The organism is Halanaerobium saccharolyticum (genome assembly GCF_003053565.1).
Taxonomy (GTDB): Bacteria; Bacillota; Halanaerobiia; order Halanaerobiales; family Halanaerobiaceae; genus Halanaerobium; species Halanaerobium saccharolyticum_B.
Genome location: NZ_QAXS01000017.1, coordinates 13,170 through 30,506 on the forward strand (window position 1 = coordinate 13,170; position 17,337 = coordinate 30,506).

A 17,337-nucleotide genomic window follows, 5' to 3' on the forward strand; every position below is an offset into this window, starting at 1 on the left:
AATTTTAAAAAGGGTGTATTAAAATGCGTTATTTAGAACTTTATAACAGTTATGATTTTACAATCGAGAAGGCAGAAGGAGTATATATCTACGATCAGGAAGGCAATAAATATTTTGATACCTTTGCTGGAATTGGAGTAATGGCCTTAGGCCACAGCCACCCTGAAGTTGTGGATGCAATCAGTGATAAACTGCATAAATATGCACATACATCTAATTATTTTTTGGACCAGGATACAGAAAGAGTAGCTGAGTTAATAACTGACCCTGGTGATAAAGCATTTTTTGTTAATTCCGGAACCGAGGCAACTGAGCTTGCTTTAAAGATTATTAAAAAGAAAATTGGAGAAGGTAAGATACTATTTTTCAGTAATTCCTTCCACGGCAGAAGTCTGGGAGCACTTTCGGTTAATGGTTTCTCCGGGATCAGAGATCAGTTTAAGCCGCTGCTGCCGGATACAATCGAAGCTGAGTTTAATGATCTTGAGAGTCTAAAAGAGACCGCAGCTCAAAATCCTGAGATCAAGGCAGTGTTTTTTGAACCGCTGCAGGGATCTGGTGGAGTTCAGCCGGCATCAGCAGAATTTGTGGCTGAATTAAATAAGCAGATTGAGCAAAATGACTGGATTCTGGCAGTTGATGAGGTTCAGGCCGGTCTTTACAGAACAGCAGAGAGATATTCCTACAAGCACTTTGATCTTAAACCTGATTTAATTACTGCTGCTAAAGCACTTGGTGGTGGTCTGCCTTTAGGTGCTGTAGTTATGAAGGGAGAAATGACCGAGGTTTTAGAACCCGGTGATCACGGCTCAACCTTTGCTCCCAATCCACTGGCCTTAAGAGGGGCCAAAGTAGTCCTGGAAAAATTAGAAACAATGGAAGCTTCAATCGCTGAAAGAGGAGAATATTTTTTAAATAAATTAAAAGAGCTTGAATCTGATAAAATTAAAGAGGTTAGAGGAATCGGTTTAATGCTGGGAATTGAACTAAAAGAAGAAATCCCTGATTTAAGAGATCAGGCTCAGGCAGAAGGGGTTCTGCTGAATATTGTTAAAGGTAAAGTGATCCGCTTCTTACCGGCCCTTAACATTACTAAATTTGAAATTGATGAGCTGGTAGAGAAATTGAAAAAAATAATTTAAACGGTACCGGGTACCTGGAGAATATTTCCAGATACCCGGTTTTTTGAATTTAGTTGGTTTTTAAGTTCTAAAAATCAGGCATTTCATCAATGGCATTTTTCTTTTCTTCAGTGTCGACATGAGTATAGATCTGAGTTGTAGACAGATTGGCATGCCCCAAAAGGTCCTGCAGTACCTTGATATCCTTTGTCTGTCTGTAAAGAGTAGAAGCAAAGGTGTGGCGGAGTTTGTGGGGAGTAATTTTATCAGCTCTACTTAAACCTGCTTTTTTAGCATATTTTTTAACGAAAAGCTGAATAGTCCGCGGACTGATCCTTCTGCCGTGGCGGGAAATGAAGACTGCCTGCCTGGCATCACTGTCCTTAATTTTAATCGAATTTCTCTCCCGCATATAGCGCCTGATTGCCAGAACAACATCATTATGCAGCGGCACATAGCGCTCCTTTTTACCCTTACCGTAAAACTTAATTGAACCATCTTCAAAATCAATATTGTCAAAATCTAAATTAACGAGTTCAGAAATTCGGAGGCCGGCATAGAGAAAGAGCTTAACTATCGCCAGATCACGCAGGCGGTTAATTCCACCATGCTCATCAATTGCCTGAATAAATTTCTGAGCTTCTTTGAGTTTTAGATAAATTGGCTCCAGCCTGTTATCAGTTTTGCTGCTTTCAATCGCCTCAGCCGGATTTTTGGTCACAATCCCGTAGTGGAGGAGATACTTATAAAAAGAGCGGACAGCAAAGAGCTTCCGATTTCTAGTAACTGCCTTATTGTCATTAATAATCACTGCATCAGCCAGAAACTCTGAGATATCAAGTCGATCAACCTCATCCGGCTCAAAACCTTCCTCAAAATCTAATTCTTCCCTCAGATATTTATGTAATTGATGCAGATCACTGTCATATTCCTTAATTGTCAGCTGTGAATATCCTTTTTCCACATCAAGATATTTTTTAAATTTATTTAAAGCCTGTAAAAAATCTAATTGAGAAATCTTAATCACTTCCTTTACTTTGTGCTTTTTTTCTTTTTAACCAGGTCCAATCCTATATATATTATATTCAATTAAAAAGGTTAATTTCCTCTATTTTGTCTCTTGACCTTCTCTGACCTTTGTATTATAATTATTATAGAAAGCAAATTTAAAAAATATATTAAAATTGAATATTTAGAATCAAAGGAGGAATAAAAAGATGGATATGGAAAAGTTTACACGCAAGGCACAGCAGAGTCTGGTAGAAGCACAAAATGTTGCTAAAGATTATCAGCATCAGGAAATCTTTCCTTCCCATTTATTTAAAGCTTTATTAAATCAGGATGACGGAATTGTAATTCCCCTGCTGCAGAAGGCAGAAGCCAATCTAGCAGAGCTGAAGGCTGAAAACGAAAAACTGCTCAAAAAACTGCCACAGGTATATTCAGAGCAGAGTGGGCAGGCCTACATGTCCCATCAGCTCAATGATATTATGCGGGAAGCTGAAAAACAGGCAGATGCTCTGGGGGATCAGTATATTTCAACCGAGCACTTTCTGCTGGCAATTTTGAGAGACCGCAAAACTGAGCTGGGGAAAATGCTCTATGAGAAAAATTTAAATTACAATGACTTAAAGCAGATTATTCAGGAAGTCCGGGGAGGAGATAAAATCGATTCCCAGCAGGGAGAAGAAGGTTTTAATGTTTTAGAAAAATATACTATTGATATCACCGAGCAGGCCAAAAATGGTAAGCTGGATCCGGTGATCGGCCGTGATAACTTAATTAGAAGGGTGATGCAGGTTTTATCCCGCCGCCGCAAAAATAATCCGGTCTTAATCGGTGAGCCGGGTGTCGGTAAAACTGCCATTGTCGAAGGACTGGCCCAGAGAATTATTAATGGTGATGTTCCCGAAGGCTTGAAGAAGAAAAAAGTGATTTCCCTTGATATGGGTTCTCTGGTTGCTGGAACCAAATTTAGAGGTGAGTTTGAAGAAAGATTAAAGTCAGTCTTAAAGGAGATTAAAAAGGCTGAAGGTCAGATCATTCTCTTTATCGATGAGATGCACACCCTGGTTGGCGCAGGTGCTACAGAAGGCTCTATGGATGCAGCCAACCTTTTAAAACCAGCCCTGGCTCGGGGTGAACTGCACTGTGTTGGAGCAACAACTTTAGCTGAATATAAAAAGCATATCGAAAAAGATGCCGCTTTAGAGCGCAGATTTCAGCCGGTACAGGTTTCAGAGCCCGATATTGATGATACAGTTTCAATTTTAAGAGGCTTAAAAGAAAAGTATGAAATTCATCACGGAATAAAAATTACGGATAATGCAATAGTAGCTGCCGCCAAACTTTCGGACCGCTACCTGACAGAAAGATTTCTGCCGGATAAGGCAATTGATTTGATTGATGAGGCGGCTTCTAAAATCAGAATTGAAATTGATTCGATGCCGATAGAGATTGATGAGCTGGACCGCAGAGTTAGAAGGCTGGAAACAGAAAAAGAGGCCTTAAAAAATGAAGATACAGATGAGGCTCAGGAGCTGCTGGAAGAGATTGAAGTAAAACTGCAGGAATTAAAGGATCAGCGTGATCCCCTGCGCTTGAAATGGAAAAACGAGAAAGACCAGCTGGCTAAGATGCAGGAGCTGAAGGAAAAAATAGATCAGATTGAATACCGAGCTGAAGCTGCCGAAAGAGAGGCCAATTATGAGGAAGCAGCCCGCCTCCGCTATGGTGAGTTAAATGAGCTGCGTAAGGAGCTGGCCGAGGTCAGTAAAAAGGTAGAAGAATCACAAAAAGATGTCGGCCATCTGGTTAAAGAAGAAGTAACAGAAGAGGATATCGCAGAAATTGTCTCTCTCTGGACCGATATTCCACTGCAGAAGCTGATGGAAGAGGAAAAAGAAAAGCTGATTCATTTAGAAGATGAGCTGGAAAAAAGAGTCGTTGGACAGCATGATGCCGTTAAAGCAGTCAGCAACGCAATTCGCCGCTCCCGCACAGGTCTTCAGGATGCCAATCGACCACTTGCTTCCTTTATGTTTATGGGACCAACCGGTGTCGGTAAAACTGAGCTGGCCAAAACTCTGGCGGAATACCTCTTTGATGACGAAAGAGCGCTGACCAGAATTGACATGTCTGAGTACATGGAAAGACATGCAGTTTCCAAACTGATCGGTTCACCTCCCGGTTATGTCGGTTTTGAAGAAGGTGGACAGCTGACAGAAAAGGTGAGACGCAATCCTTATTCTGTTATTTTATTTGATGAGATCGAAAAAGCTCATCCGGATGTATTCAATATCCTGCTCCAGATCCTTGATGACGGAGTCTTAACTGACAGTCAGGGTAAGGAAGTTGACTTTAGAAACACAGTAATTATTATGACCTCCAATGTCGGCTCCCAGTATATTCAGGATTTAGATGATGAAGTAAAAATTAAAGAAGAAATTGACGAAGCCCTCAAGGGGCAGTTTAGACCTGAGTTCTTAAATCGAATCGACGAAAAGATTATTTTCCACTCCTTAAGCAAAGATGATATCTTTAAGATTATTGATATTCAGATTTCCTATCTGCAGGATAACTTATCTGAACAGGATATAGAAATTGATTTAACAAGGGCAGCCAAAGAGGAGCTCTTAGAACTCGGCTTTGATCCCGCTTATGGAGCCCGGCCTTTAAGAAGAGTTATTCAAAATCAGATTAAAGATGAGCTGGCTATGCTCTTACTGGAAGAAAAGATTAAAGAAGGAGATACTGTAGAAGTCGATTTTGAAAATGGTGAATTTAAATTTAATAATTAATTCAACAGAGTTTGAGTAAATAAAAATAATTCTAAGTGCAGACCGGTTAATTACTGGTCTGCTTTTTGCTTTTAATGAAGGAAAATATTCTTCTATCACGAAATATAACTACTGGACATAATTTATTTGTTAAATGAAGTTATTAATCTAAAAATGCGAGGTATTTAAATGTCAAAGAATAAGAATAATATTCGACTCTTTATTTTGGTCACCGCTTTTTACTGGTTTTCAATGTATGCCTATATTCCAACTTTTTCTCCTTACATAGAATCACTTGGGGCCTCACATAAGATGATCGGCTTAATTTTGGGTTCCTATGGCTTTACTCAGATGTTGATTCGAATTCCACTGGGAATATATTCGGACAGGATTAATAAAAAAAAGATTTTTGTCAATATTGGTATTCTGCTGAGTTTCTTAAGCACCGCAGGGATGTGGTTTGCGGAGACACCGGCTTTAATTTTAGTCTTTCGCTCTCTGGCAGGAGCATCTGCCGCCACCTGGGTCAGCTTTACCGTGCTTTTTTCTTCCTATTTTGAAAAAGATGATACTGCTCACGCAATTGGTCTGATCAATGCTTCTAATAAATCGGGTCAGGTTGTTGGAATGCTCCTGGGCGGGATAATAGCTCAAGCACTGGGCCAGCAGTTTCCCTTTTTACTGGCTGCAGCCGGGGCAGTAGTTGGCTTTAGCTTAAGTCTTAAAGTTGATGAAAAGAAAGATGTTGATCATCAGGCAATTACTTTTAAAGAAATTTTAAAAGTGGGCCGAAACAAGAGCCTCTTAACCGTTTCTTTTCTGGCGATTTTAATGATGATGATTTCGCACTCTACCACCTTTGGTTTTATTCCGGTGGCTGCCAAAAATCTGGGAGCAACTAGTTTTCACCTGGGGCTTTTAACAACCATCACAACTATTCCCGGGATTTTGTCCTCCTATTTAAGCGGCAGCTATTTCAGCCAGCGGCTGGGAGAAAAAAATACTGTCACTGTTGGCTTTTCACTGCTTGCCTTATCCTGTCTGCTGGTGCCTTTAATCGATCACCTCTATCTATTATATTTCAACCAGATGCTGAACGGCTTTGCTCAGGGAATGATCTTTCCGGTTTTAATGGGGCTGAGCATCAAAAATGTAGAGGCCAACAAGCGGGGAACTGCAATGGGCTTTTTCCAGGCAATTTACGGACTGGGCATGTTTACCGGTCCAATCTTTGTCGGAACTATCAGTGATTTGGCCGGTCTCAAAATGGGTTTCTGGATGATCGGTCTGGTAGGAATTCTGGGAGCAGTCTTGAGCCGCTTTTATAAAGCTGAAAAGGTATAAATGTAAAAAATTAATTAGTAGACAGAGTTAGGAAGATAATAATGAATAAAAATGAAATTTTAAAAAAGTTGAGAAAAAATTGGGCTAAAAATATAAGTATAATCGGGATAATCGAGAACTATGGACTCAAAGAAAGTTTTCAGGCTGGAGAATCGATTTTGATTACTGTTAATACCGACCATCTCTGGTGCTATCCAGCAGCCGAAAATAAAGAGGAATTAAAAGAATTATTGAAAAAATTTCAATATCGGACTCTTTATTTTGCCTCTCTGGAAAACTGGATGCTTCCAGTTATCAGTCAGAAGAGAGAAATCGAATGGGAATTAAAGACTGAAAGATTAATTTTAGCTGAAAATGCTGCAGTGAAAGCTGAACTTGAGCATAATAAGAGGATTGAAAATGAAAGAAGTATAGAGTCTGAATTTAAAATCAGAGACCTTGAAGCTAAAGATGCTGATTTTATCTTTGCTCACTCCCACTATCAGGATTTTACTTCTAAAGCCTATATCAGGGAAAGAATAGCAGCAGACTGCTCAGCTGGAATTATTATCAATGGAGAGCTTGCTGCCTGGGGATTGACTCATGATGATGGCGCATTAGGTTTTATTCATGTTAGAGAAGCTTTTAGAAAAAAAGGCTTTGCCCGCCTGATTATGCAGAAGCTGATCAGCGACAAAAGGAAAGATAGGAAGGATATTTTCTTAAATGTCGAGCCTGATAATTTTAAAGCAAAAAAGTTATTCAGTTCACTGGGCTTTGAATTTGACAGAATGATCAGCTGGATTAAACTAAAAGAAAAATAGTCTTAACAAAGGAGCAATTTAAGCAGATAATAAAGTCTACGAATGTAGATTTCACGGTGGAATAATTAAATAATGGAGGCAGTTAAAATGAAGGAAGCAGATATTATTGAAAAAACCAAAGAACCGGTTACAAAGAAAACATTAATTAACGAATTAAGTAAATTAAACCTAAAAGGGGAAGTTGTAATTGTTCACACCGCCCTCAGCAAACTGGGCTGGGTCTGTGGAGGAGCAGTAGCTCTCATTGAAGCGCTGCAGAAGGTTATTACTTTAGAAGGAACGCTGATCATGCCTGCTCACAGTGGAGACTACTCGGAACCCAAATACTGGGGCAATCCACCGGTGCCAGAAGAGTGGTATCAGACAATTAGAGAGGAGATGCCGGCCTACAGACCAGAAGTCACTCCAACCCGCGGCTTAGGTGTTACTCCAGAAATTTTTCGTAAATTTCCAGGAGTTGTAAGAAGTGATCATCCCTGCCTCTCATTTGCAGCCTGGGGGAAGGAAGCAGAAGCGATAACAGCCGATCATAAGTTGGATTATGCTCTTGGAGAAAACTCGCCTCTGGCTAAAATCTACAGGAGAGAAGGAAAAATACTTTTAATCGGTGTTGGTCATGACAGTAATACTTCACTGCATCTTGCTGAATACAGAGCAGAGCATGATCTTAAAATCAAAATCTTTGGCTCATCAGTTTTAAAGAACGGGAAAAATGTCTGGACAAAATATCAGGATCTAGAATTTAATGATGATCTCTTTCCTGCAATCGGAAAAGATTTTGAGTCAGAACATGACTACAGCACCGCCAAAATTGGACTAACAGAAGCTAAATTATTTAAGCAGAAAGAAATAGTTGATTTTGCAGTTGACTGGCTGGAAAAAAGAGGAGACTAGTTAGAAATTATTGTTTAGCGGCATTTAAAAGGAGAAAAAAATGAGAGCTTTAATTTTAAATGGAGAAGAGTTGGATGGTATTACTCTGGAGCAGTTTTCAAAAACAATCAGTAAAGAGCTGCAGGCCAATGATTTTGAGGTTGAAGAGATTTTACTAAAAGAAAAAGAAATTGCTGACTGCCTGGGCTGTTTTGACTGCTGGGTAAAGACACCAGGAATCTGTATAATTGATGATTACGGCCGAGAGGCTGCAGCCAGGCTGATTAATTCTGATCTTTTGGTTTTTCTGACCCCAGTTGTCTTTGGCAGTTATTCCTATCAGCTTAAAAAGGCTCTGGATAGAATGATTCCACTTATTTCTCCCTATTTCAAGAAAGTTAAAGGAGAAATCCACCACAAAAAGCGTTATCCTAAATATCCTTCTCTTTTAGCTATTGGAATAATTGAAGAAACTAATGAGCAGACAAGTCGAATTTTTAAAAATCTGGTGGAAAGAAATAGCATTAATTTTCATTCTCCACATTTCCAGACTGAAGTTTTTGCTGAAACAGATTTGGATTATCAGGAATTAAAAGATACTGTCAATCAATTTTCAAAAAAAGCAGGTGAAAAAAATGACAATTAAAAGGGCAGTATTATTAATTGGAAGTCCAAAGGGTAACAATAGTTCTTCAGCCAGCCTGGGATCTTATCTACTTTCCAAACTTGAAAAATATGATATTGAAACTGAAGCCCTCCATCTTCATTCTGAAATAAGAACTGACGCGAAACAGACTCTATTTTTGGAAAAGGTAGAGGAAGCCGATTTAATTATTCTGGCAGCTCCGCTTTATGTTGATACCCTGCCGGCAAAAGTAATTAAGGCCTTAAGCTTAATTGCTGATCAACGAAAAAAATTATATGTAGATGATATTAAATCAGCTAAAAATCAGAGTTTTGCTGTAATAGTTAACTGCGGTTTTCCAGAAGCTGAGCAGAATAAAACCGCACTTAAAGTCTATCAGGAATTTGCCAGAGAAGCTAAACTTAAATATCTTGGGGGAATTGCAGTTGGCATGGGTGGAGCAGTCAGCGGTAAAGCCTTCTCAGAGATGGGAGGAATGGCTAAAGATCTAATTGAAGGCCTTGATCAGGCAGCTGATGATATTGTAAGAAATCATTATTTATCAAATACTGTAATTGAAAAGACCTCTAAACCTTTAATTTCTCAAAAGTGGCTTTATACCTTAGTCGGCAATTTAAACTGGCGTTTTCAGGCCTTTAAAAATGGTGTCTACAGAAAGATTAATGATCAGCCCTATAAAGGAGAGAGACTTAATGATTAAAAATCTGGAGTTAAATAAAAAGTTGTGGCTGGTGACTGCTGTTTTCTATCTCATACTATCTCTATCTTTTCTGGCCCTCGCCCTGTTAAATTTTCAGCAGCTTAAAATAAAAAAATAAATTAATAAAAATAAAGGAAAAATAAGCCAGATAAAGAAATATAAGAATATGGAAACCAATAAGAGATGGGAGCTTATTTACTAAATGAGGTTAAAGTTAGATAAAAATAAAAATTTAATTTGTGTGAGTTTTGATTATGATGAAGTTATGATCAGAAAAATGAACTCAATTCCTGGGAGCCGCTGGAATCCAAGAAGAAAGCACTGGACTTTTGAAAATAACTACAGCAATCTAGCCCTGTTTTTAGAGATGTTCAAAGGAGAATATCTACTTTTTGATTCAAAGTTAGAAGATTTTTCTGCTCCAGAATTAATTGCTGACTATTTTAATCATCATTATCTGCCTCAATTTGAAAAGAAGCTGAAATTAAAGGGATATTCCCAAAATTCGATTAAGGCTTATTTAAACCACAATAAAAACTTTATTAAATATCTTCAAAAAGATCTCTTTGAGATAGAAATGGCTGATATTAATGATTATGTGCTGTATCTTTTGGAGGATTTAAATAACACCCATTCTTATGCCAATCAGTTTATCAGTGCTTTTAAAACTTTTAATAAGTTAATTTTAGAACTGGATGGAATTAACAACAAACTGCTGCGCCCAAAAAAGAAAAAGAAGCTGCCCAAGGTTTTAAATAAGAGAGAGGTTAAGGAGATTATTGCGTCTGTTGATAATTTAAAACATCAGTTACTCCTAATTTTAACTTATTCAGCCGGCCTGAGGGTAAGTGAAGTAGTAAAACTAAAAATTTCTGATATCGATTCTGATAGAATGCTGATTTATGTCCGTTCTGCAAAGGGATATAAGGATCGTTATACTCTGCTGTCTAAAAGTGCTTTAACTAAACTTAGGCTCTATTTGAAGGCTTTTCAGGTGCATAAATATGATGCACAGTGGCTTTTCCCTGGGCAAAACCAAGATAAGCATCTCTCAAAGCGGAGTGCTCAGAAGGTTTTTAAGCGCGCCTGCAGGAAAGCCGGGATCAATAAAGAGGTTGGGATTCATTCGCTGAGGCATTCTTTTGCCACCCATCTGCTGGAGCAGGGAGTTGATCTGAGATATATTCAGAATCTGCTGGGGCACAAGAGCTCGACCACAACTGAGATTTATACTCATGTAAGTAATAAAAATTTGATTGAAATAACTAATCCTTTTGATAAGTTATGATATATACAGATTTTAACGAAAAAAACTACGTGAAGATCCAGCATTTTTACAAATAATGAACTTTTATTCGCAAATTGATAGTTATCGGAAATACTTGGTAGATTTTCTTTTAAATCATTTATTAAACTCATATTATTTTTTAAAGAATGTGGAGTGAAATTATGGAAAAAAACAAATGCAAACATAATTATAAAGACGATTTCGGGAAATACCATGAATGTAATAATAAAGCTTGGAAGAATTCAAAAAAAAATTATTGCATATTACATGCTAAAAATAACAAAAAACCTAAAGAACTGTTTAATGATAAACTTAACGAAAAAATTAAAAATAATAAAAATAAAGAACTCGATTTAACAGAGGTTTATTTTTGTGATTTATCAATTTTTAAAAACAGAGAAATTAAAAAAAGAATTATATTTAATAACAGCTATTTTACTAATGAATGTGTTTTTGAGGGAACTCTTTTTAAAGAAAAAGTCAATTTTTCTTACGTAAAATCTCCCAAAGGAAGTATAACTTTTAAAAATGTAGTCTTTAAAAAAGACTGCGAATTTTCTTCGATTGATTTTTATCAAATATATCTTTCAAATGTAAAATTCTTTGGAAGAGCCAACTTTAAAAATTCAAAAATCAAAATGTTGGATATTACAGATTGTGGAAAGACAATTTTTATGTCATTAGCAGATTTTTCAAATACAAAATTTGTATTAAAGGCAAATTTTTCTGATTCAATATTTGAAAAGGAAGTTCGTTTCTATAATACAAAATTTCATAATAATGTTAACTTTGATAGATCTATATTTAAGAATTCTGTTAAATTTTCAGGATCTGAATTTAAGGAAGTCACATGTAAAAAAACATTTTTTGAAGATAAAAAAGTGCAAGAGTTTTTATGTAGAAAAGCTAGATTGTTTTGTGAGGAAACTGGTGATAGAGAAGAAGCTGATAAATATTTTAAATTAGAAAGAAGAGCTAAAAGAAATCAATATAATTCTTATTTGCATAAATTTTTGGAGTTTTGTTTAGCCGACTTTACTACTGAATATGGTACAAGTTGGTTACGGATTTTATTCTTATGGATTTCAACAATTTTAGGTTCAAGTTTTATTTATTTCTTTTCGGGAGGCTTAAAAGATTCAACTTTTTTAGAAAGTTTATATTTTAGTATGGTAACTTTTGTAACTCTTGGCTATGGTGATCTTGTACCAACAAAATCTTGGATAAAATTATTTGCTAGTTTTGAAGCTTTAATTGGAGCATTTTTAATTGCTGCATTCATTTCAGTTTTTTCTAGAAAGTTTATGAGATGATATTAAAAACACGTCCGTACATCCGATAACATGGGATTGGCGTCATGCCTTCTGTCATAAAGCTTGCAGGTTAACCAATAACGGATATGAAAAAGCAAGCTTTACGCCAGTTCCTAACGGAATCAGGCACAAGCGCAAATCCCAGGGACGTTATGTGAAATATTATTCTAAAAAAGGGGAGTAATTATGTCTTTTAACAGTATACTTACAGTGGGATCTATAATAATTGCAATATATAGTATTATGCCTAAATATAAAAAATTGGAATTAAAAACCAAAAGCAGGAGAATAGATTTTATAATTTTCACTATTTTTATTTTAGTAGTTCACTATTTATTGTATTATAATATATTTGTAAATTTCAATTTAAATTTGGGATTTGGATTATCGAAATATGGAGTTACACCAGCTAATTCATTATATATGTTGTTTATAATTATGTTTTTATATTTATTTTTGAGAATAAAATATGGAGAAATACCTACCTATAAAATAGATGTTTTAAAATTAACCTTAGAAGAATTGCAATTTAAAGAAAATTATAATGAATTAATTTATTTGCTAAGTAGTAATATGAATGTATTGAGGAAAATATTAAATTTTAACATTTCTAAAAAGAAAAATAAGCTAGAAGATTTTCTTTCAGACGATTTTGAGAACTCCAAGACAAAAAACAAAAAGATAAATAAGATTAAGTCCTCTTTATTTAAAATTTTTAATGATAATAAAATCAAAAAACAAGAAAGTGTTGAAGAACTATTGAGAATACTTTTTACAGATGAAAATTTTATTAGGAATCTTATAAAAATTAAACCTTATTTTGCATTAGATTTGGTAAAATTAGAAAAAAATTATTATACAAATAATTTCCTTGAAACATTCTTAAATTTTTGTATACTTGATCCTAAAAGTATCTTATATAAAGAATTAGACGAAACTTCTTATATAAGTACTTTAGATTATGATCAATGTGAGAAAAAGCCAAATAATGATAATGAAATATTATTCTTTTTATTTAATGATATCAGTGTAGCAAAAGAATATGAGGTATATAGACCAATTGGTGAAGGAATTATTAGTACTCTACTTGAAATGAGGCGAACTGATAATGATAAATTCAATGAACCTTATGAAAATGAAGATGAGGAATTATTAGAAAAAAATCCTATTGTTAAAGGAAGAAAATTTTTTGTATACATGATTTATAATTCTATTCTTCAAGAAATTGACTGGCATATGTGGTTATATTATTATTACTACTTTGTAAAAGAAATATGTATTAATTATAACCCTAATAAATATGTGAATTTAGATGACGAGTTTCCCACAAAATATAATTATATTTTATATTTATTATTTTCTGATGTTAGGGATTGGATAAAGTCTATTGAATACTTAAATGAAGAAAACAATCATGCTAAAATTGAAATTGATCGTGTAGAACATCAAAATGATAATATAATTATTAGTAGTATAATTTTATTAGGACGTATGCTAGCAGAACTAATAAATAATAGAAAGATCACAAAAAAATTTAAAGAATATATGTTATCTATAAGTTTTGATTTATATTATGATTTAATTAACAAAAAAGAAAATGTTGCGAGACTTTTAATTAAAAGTATTATGCATGGTGGAACAGAATTGATGTCATTAAAAAAGAAACATTTAGGTTTTATAATTAGATATTTAATGATGAGTAGAGATATTATTGTACGTGGAAATGGACAACCAGTTAAAATAATTGCAAAAGAATTTTTAGTTAATTTTTCATTAGATGATTTAAATACCTATGTGAATGCAGTTAGAGATAATGAAAAAATAATATTGAGATCTAGTTATTGTCAGATTGAAATAGAGGCCGAATAATACTTCACATAACATGGGATTGGCGTCATACCTTCTGTCATAAAGCTTGCAACTTAACCAATTACGGATATGAAAACGCAAGCTTTACGCCAGTTCCTGACGGAATCAGGCACGAGCGCAAATCCCAGGGACGTTAGACGACATAGAATTGGAGGCATATTATGAATAAATGTAACAATAATATTAATTTAAAAAGAGGAGTTAAAAGATACTATTTGCCAATAAACTTTAATTTAAATGTTAATTTTTTTGTATTAAACTCACATATTAAAACAATAAAGGAATTACCTAACATAAAAAGTGAATCGGAAGGGTTAGATTATTTATCTAAAGATATAAAAAAATATATATTAATAGAAATTGAATCACCATTATATGAAATTGATTCAGTTATAGAAATATCTAGGTATGTCAGACCACGTTTGTTAATCATACTTAGTGTATTAAGTTTTTTAACAGAATATCCATTTACTTCATATGAAATTTTAAGTACAGAAGCTGAAAAATTATGTGAAGGAGATAGAGTTGCTGAAATTGAAAATGTTAAAGTAATGAATTTTGAATTTGATGGTAAAAATTTAAATAATGATGCTGAAATATTGTTAGAAAAAGTCTCTTCCAAAAATAAATCAACAAAAAGGCTAGTGTCATCATTATTAGATAGATGGAGAAAGGCCTTATATTTGTTAAAAGAAACAGAAGAGAGAAGTTATTTACACGATGATGAAGCTTTATTGTCTTTTTTTCATATATTAGAGCTTCTTTCAACAGAGTATCAAAAACAATTGAAATTTGAGGTTAATAAAAAGATAGAAAAAGTGTTTAATGATATATTAGAAAATATGTTTAATTTATATGGTGATCATTTATTACAGGAAAAAAACAAAAATATAAATTATTTTAATGATGCTTTATTGGGAAATAATTTATCTGTTTATACTAAAATATGTTATATGTTAGATAATCTTAATTTGCTAGATAAAAAGGTGCAAAATTTAGTGAAGATATTAATCAAATCAAGAAATAAAGTTGCTCATGGACGACAAGTTTATCAAGATAAAGTTATATGGCCTTTACCTCCCTTTTTTCCTCTCACTGATATTGATTTTTCATATATACAGGTTATAAAAACATTAACAGCTAGAACAATATCAATGGAACTTGGATTAGGCATTTGGGAAAATAGGTGGAATAAAATACATAATGAACTGTATTCTAGTGTTGAAGAAGTTCGTTCTTTCATAAAAAATAAAGATTATATGAAAATTTCTGAGGATGAATTTTTCCAAGAAGATAATAAAGAAATATCTCTCGCAGCTATTACTGAATATTATATAAAAGGAAAATTAAATTACATTGATATAAAAAAATCATTAAATAATGTAATTAAAAAAATCAATTTAAATAATCAAAATATAAATGAATTAGCGATTTTAACAATATTTTTTGCTGATGATAAAGATAATGAATTAGCAAGAAAATCAAAAAAAATTATAAAGAAATGTAGTAAGGATATAAATTATAAAGAAATATTGATGTGGCTAGAATATGAAGGTTTAAAACCTAATTGGTTAAGAAAGTGGATAATGAATGGTAGTAAAATATGAAATTCTACGTCGTCTAACATGGGATTGGCGTCATGCCTTCTGTCATAAAGCTTGCAGATTACCCAATCATGGATACGAAAAAGCAAGCTTTACGCCAGTTCCTGCGGAATCAGGCACGAGCGCAAATCCCAGTAACGTTATGTGCAATAATAATTGAACATCAGCAAATAAGAGAAAGAGATAAAAGAAGGGTTGGGGCATCGCTAACTGAGATGTATTAACTCCTGCAAATGAAGAGAATATTAACTGTTAGGTTTCTGTGGTTTTAACAATATACTTGGGCAATTATAATTTACAAATTTTTTTACATATATCTGAAGGCAAATTAGTCACTGTTAGATCTTCACGCACTTCGTGAAGATTTAATATAGTACAGAATTTATGAACTTTTTTGCTGGTTAAGAGTTAATATCAGCATTTAGTAAGTTGAAGTAGTGAGTAACTTTTTACGCAGCAAATTATTACAGCACATAACAAGAGCATTGACGCTACTGGGTATAAAATTTAACATTAAAACGTCCGTGCCCTTCGGGACATGGCTTTTGTCACATCTCTTGCAGCTGTTTAAGCTGAAAATGCAGAGGAAAGGCAAGAGATGCGCCAACCTTAAAGAGCAAGGACAGCCACGTCGTCAATTCTCAGGACGTTATCTGACATTATAGCAAAAGTTACTGCAGCTAATAAGACCAAGAGAAAGGGTTTGGTTATCGCATGATGATATTTTTATACTCTCTCCGGGGTAGGGAAATAGAAACTGCCAGGTATTAACGAACCTGAGTGCATTAATGGAGAGCATGATCAATTTTATGATAGGTTACAGCATTATCTTCAAAACTTCCGACTGATGGTTAAGGTTTTTTGCGGGCAGACCGTTGCAAAAAAGTGGATATATGTCCGGAGTTTTGAAGATAAATGAGAAGTAATAGAGTCGATGTTGCTATAACAGACAGATAACATGGGATTAGCGGCATGCCCTCTGGCACAAAGTTAGCACTTAAACAATTGTGGATATGATAGCTAACTTTGCGCCAGGTCTGTGGACACCGGGCACACCGCGAATCCCAGTATCGTTATATGCAATAATAACTGAACATCGGCAAAGAAGAGAAAAAGATAAAAGGAGGGTTGGGGCATCGCTAACTGGCATGAACTAACTCCTGCAAATGAAGAAAATAGTAATTGATAGATTTCTGTGGTTTTAACAATAGACCTGGGCGATTATAATTTACAAAATTATTTACATATATCAGAAGGTAAATTAGTCACTGTAATTTATCTTCACGCACTTCGTGAAGATTTAATATAGTACAGAATTCATGAACTTATCTGCTGGTTAAGGAAGAATAGTGATATTTCATTAAGTTGAAGCAGAGATAAACTTTTTACGCGGCAAGTTATTACAGCATATAACAGACCATTGGCGCTACTGGGTATAAAATTGAGCAGCAAGACATCCGTGCCCTTCGGGACATGGCTTTTGTCACATCTCTTGCAGCAGCTTAAGCTAAAAATGCGAATTAATGGCAAGAGATGTGCCAACCTAAAGAGCAGGACAGCCACGTCGCAAATGCTCGTAACGTTATATGAAATGGTGCGCTGAAATAATAAATTAATATAATTAAAAGGGAGACAACCTATATGTTAAAAAAAAATAGTATTATAAGTTTTATGTTAGGAGTCTTAAGTTATTTTGTGATATCTACAGTTTTAGAAAAGTTTGGTGTTGAAAGAGACTTTATTATTGAGTTTATTATAATTAGTATAATATTATTGAGTTATTTAGTAATAAAGTATAAAAAAAGTAATGATAAATAAATAAGTCTGTATTAGTATTGGTAAATAGAAGTTTATCCTATAGTAAGGTTATGAAATCAATTAAATAGAAATAAAAGAAATTCATAATAATTAAATTATGGTTTATAAACGTGGGATAGCGCTCCACATCATATAACAATATATTGCCGACTCCGCTCCTACGTCACTTCGTCCAAATC

Annotated in this window: 13 protein-coding genes; 12 read left to right on the top strand and 1 reads right to left on the bottom strand. The window is 34.4% G+C overall.

Annotated features, from left to right (window positions below):
* Window positions 1-23 precede the first annotated feature (23 nt).
* A complete protein-coding gene (locus tag C8C76_RS07920; RefSeq protein WP_108140467.1) occupies window positions 24-1,142 on the top strand; it encodes an aspartate aminotransferase family protein in 1,119 nt (372 codons plus the stop codon).
* Window positions 1,143-1,209: 67 nt separating this feature from the next.
* Here C8C76_RS07920 and xerA (C8C76_RS07925) read toward each other — a convergent pair whose 3' ends face one another.
* Window positions 1,210-2,148 (bottom strand): site-specific tyrosine recombinase/integron integrase, encoded by a 939-nt coding sequence (gene xerA / locus C8C76_RS07925; RefSeq protein WP_108140469.1) that lies wholly within the window; start codon window positions 2,146-2,148, stop codon window positions 1,210-1,212.
* A 190-nt stretch (window positions 2,149-2,338) separates the two neighbouring features.
* Between xerA (C8C76_RS07925) and clpB the strand changes: the two genes are divergently transcribed.
* The 11 genes from clpB (at window position 2,339) to C8C76_RS07975 (ending at window position 15,343) form a co-directional block, all read left to right on the top strand.
* Complete coding sequence (clpB, locus tag C8C76_RS07930; RefSeq protein ID WP_108140471.1) at window positions 2,339-4,921, top strand: ATP-dependent chaperone ClpB; 2,583 nt, start codon at window positions 2,339-2,341, stop codon at window positions 4,919-4,921.
* 168 nt (window positions 4,922-5,089) lie between these two features.
* Window positions 5,090-6,244, top strand: coding sequence for an MFS transporter (locus C8C76_RS07935; protein WP_108140473.1), 1,155 nt, complete (start codon window positions 5,090-5,092; stop codon window positions 6,242-6,244).
* Between the two features lie 41 nt (window positions 6,245-6,285).
* The gene (locus C8C76_RS07940; RefSeq protein ID WP_108140475.1) at window positions 6,286-7,047 is read left to right on the top strand and encodes a GNAT family N-acetyltransferase; all 762 of its coding nucleotides are present in this window, start codon (window positions 6,286-6,288) and stop codon (window positions 7,045-7,047) included.
* Between the two features lie 87 nt (window positions 7,048-7,134).
* Window positions 7,135-7,941, top strand: coding sequence for an aminoglycoside N(3)-acetyltransferase (locus tag C8C76_RS07945; protein ID WP_108140477.1), 807 nt, complete (start codon window positions 7,135-7,137; stop codon window positions 7,939-7,941).
* A 40-nt stretch (window positions 7,942-7,981) separates the two neighbouring features.
* Complete coding sequence (locus C8C76_RS07950; RefSeq protein ID WP_108140479.1) at window positions 7,982-8,566, top strand: flavodoxin family protein; 585 nt, start codon at window positions 7,982-7,984, stop codon at window positions 8,564-8,566.
* The gene (locus C8C76_RS07955) at window positions 8,556-9,266 is read left to right on the top strand and encodes an NAD(P)H-dependent oxidoreductase (protein ID WP_108140481.1); all 711 of its coding nucleotides are present in this window, start codon (window positions 8,556-8,558) and stop codon (window positions 9,264-9,266) included. Before C8C76_RS07950 ends, C8C76_RS07955 begins: the two co-directional genes overlap by 11 nt.
* The gene (locus C8C76_RS15355; protein WP_258222448.1) at window positions 9,259-9,384 is read left to right on the top strand and encodes a hypothetical protein; all 126 of its coding nucleotides are present in this window, start codon (window positions 9,259-9,261) and stop codon (window positions 9,382-9,384) included. Before C8C76_RS07955 ends, C8C76_RS15355 begins: the two co-directional genes overlap by 8 nt.
* Window positions 9,385-9,468: 84 nt before the next feature.
* Entirely contained in the window at window positions 9,469-10,554 is a 1,086-nt protein-coding gene (xerA, locus tag C8C76_RS07960) for a site-specific tyrosine recombinase/integron integrase (RefSeq protein ID WP_108140482.1), read from the top strand.
* A 161-nt stretch (window positions 10,555-10,715) separates the two neighbouring features.
* Entirely contained in the window at window positions 10,716-11,867 is a 1,152-nt protein-coding gene (locus C8C76_RS07965; protein WP_181248171.1) for a potassium channel family protein, read from the top strand.
* A 186-nt stretch (window positions 11,868-12,053) separates the two neighbouring features.
* A complete protein-coding gene (locus C8C76_RS07970; RefSeq protein ID WP_108140486.1) occupies window positions 12,054-13,736 on the top strand; it encodes a hypothetical protein in 1,683 nt (560 codons plus the stop codon).
* Window positions 13,737-13,897: 161 nt separating this feature from the next.
* The gene (locus tag C8C76_RS07975) at window positions 13,898-15,343 is read left to right on the top strand and encodes a hypothetical protein (protein WP_108140488.1); all 1,446 of its coding nucleotides are present in this window, start codon (window positions 13,898-13,900) and stop codon (window positions 15,341-15,343) included.
* Window positions 15,344-17,337 lie beyond the last annotated feature (1,994 nt).

Excerpts from the sequence above, each read along its gene's own strand:
- C8C76_RS15355 (WP_258222448.1), top strand. The coding sequence starts at position 9,259 with ATGATTAAAAATCTGGAGTTAAATAAAAAGTTGTGGCTGGTGACTGCT.
- C8C76_RS07940 (WP_108140475.1), top strand. The coding sequence starts at position 6,286 with ATGAATAAAAATGAAATTTTAAAAAAGTTGAGAAAAAATTGGGCTAAA.
- C8C76_RS07945 (WP_108140477.1), top strand. The coding sequence starts at position 7,135 with ATGAAGGAAGCAGATATTATTGAAAAAACCAAAGAACCGGTTACAAAG.
- C8C76_RS07965 (WP_181248171.1), top strand. The coding sequence starts at position 10,716 with ATGGAAAAAAACAAATGCAAACATAATTATAAAGACGATTTCGGGAAA.
- clpB (WP_108140471.1), top strand. The coding sequence starts at position 2,339 with ATGGATATGGAAAAGTTTACACGCAAGGCACAGCAGAGTCTGGTAGAA.
- C8C76_RS07950 (WP_108140479.1), top strand. The coding sequence starts at position 7,982 with ATGAGAGCTTTAATTTTAAATGGAGAAGAGTTGGATGGTATTACTCTG.
- C8C76_RS07920 (WP_108140467.1), top strand. The coding sequence starts at position 24 with ATGCGTTATTTAGAACTTTATAACAGTTATGATTTTACAATCGAGAAG.
- C8C76_RS07935 (WP_108140473.1), top strand. The coding sequence starts at position 5,090 with ATGTCAAAGAATAAGAATAATATTCGACTCTTTATTTTGGTCACCGCT.
- xerA (WP_108140482.1), top strand. The coding sequence starts at position 9,469 with ATGAGGTTAAAGTTAGATAAAAATAAAAATTTAATTTGTGTGAGTTTT.
- C8C76_RS07970 (WP_108140486.1), top strand. The coding sequence starts at position 12,054 with ATGTCTTTTAACAGTATACTTACAGTGGGATCTATAATAATTGCAATA.
- C8C76_RS07955 (WP_108140481.1), top strand. The coding sequence starts at position 8,556 with ATGACAATTAAAAGGGCAGTATTATTAATTGGAAGTCCAAAGGGTAAC.
- C8C76_RS07975 (WP_108140488.1), top strand. The coding sequence starts at position 13,898 with ATGAATAAATGTAACAATAATATTAATTTAAAAAGAGGAGTTAAAAGA.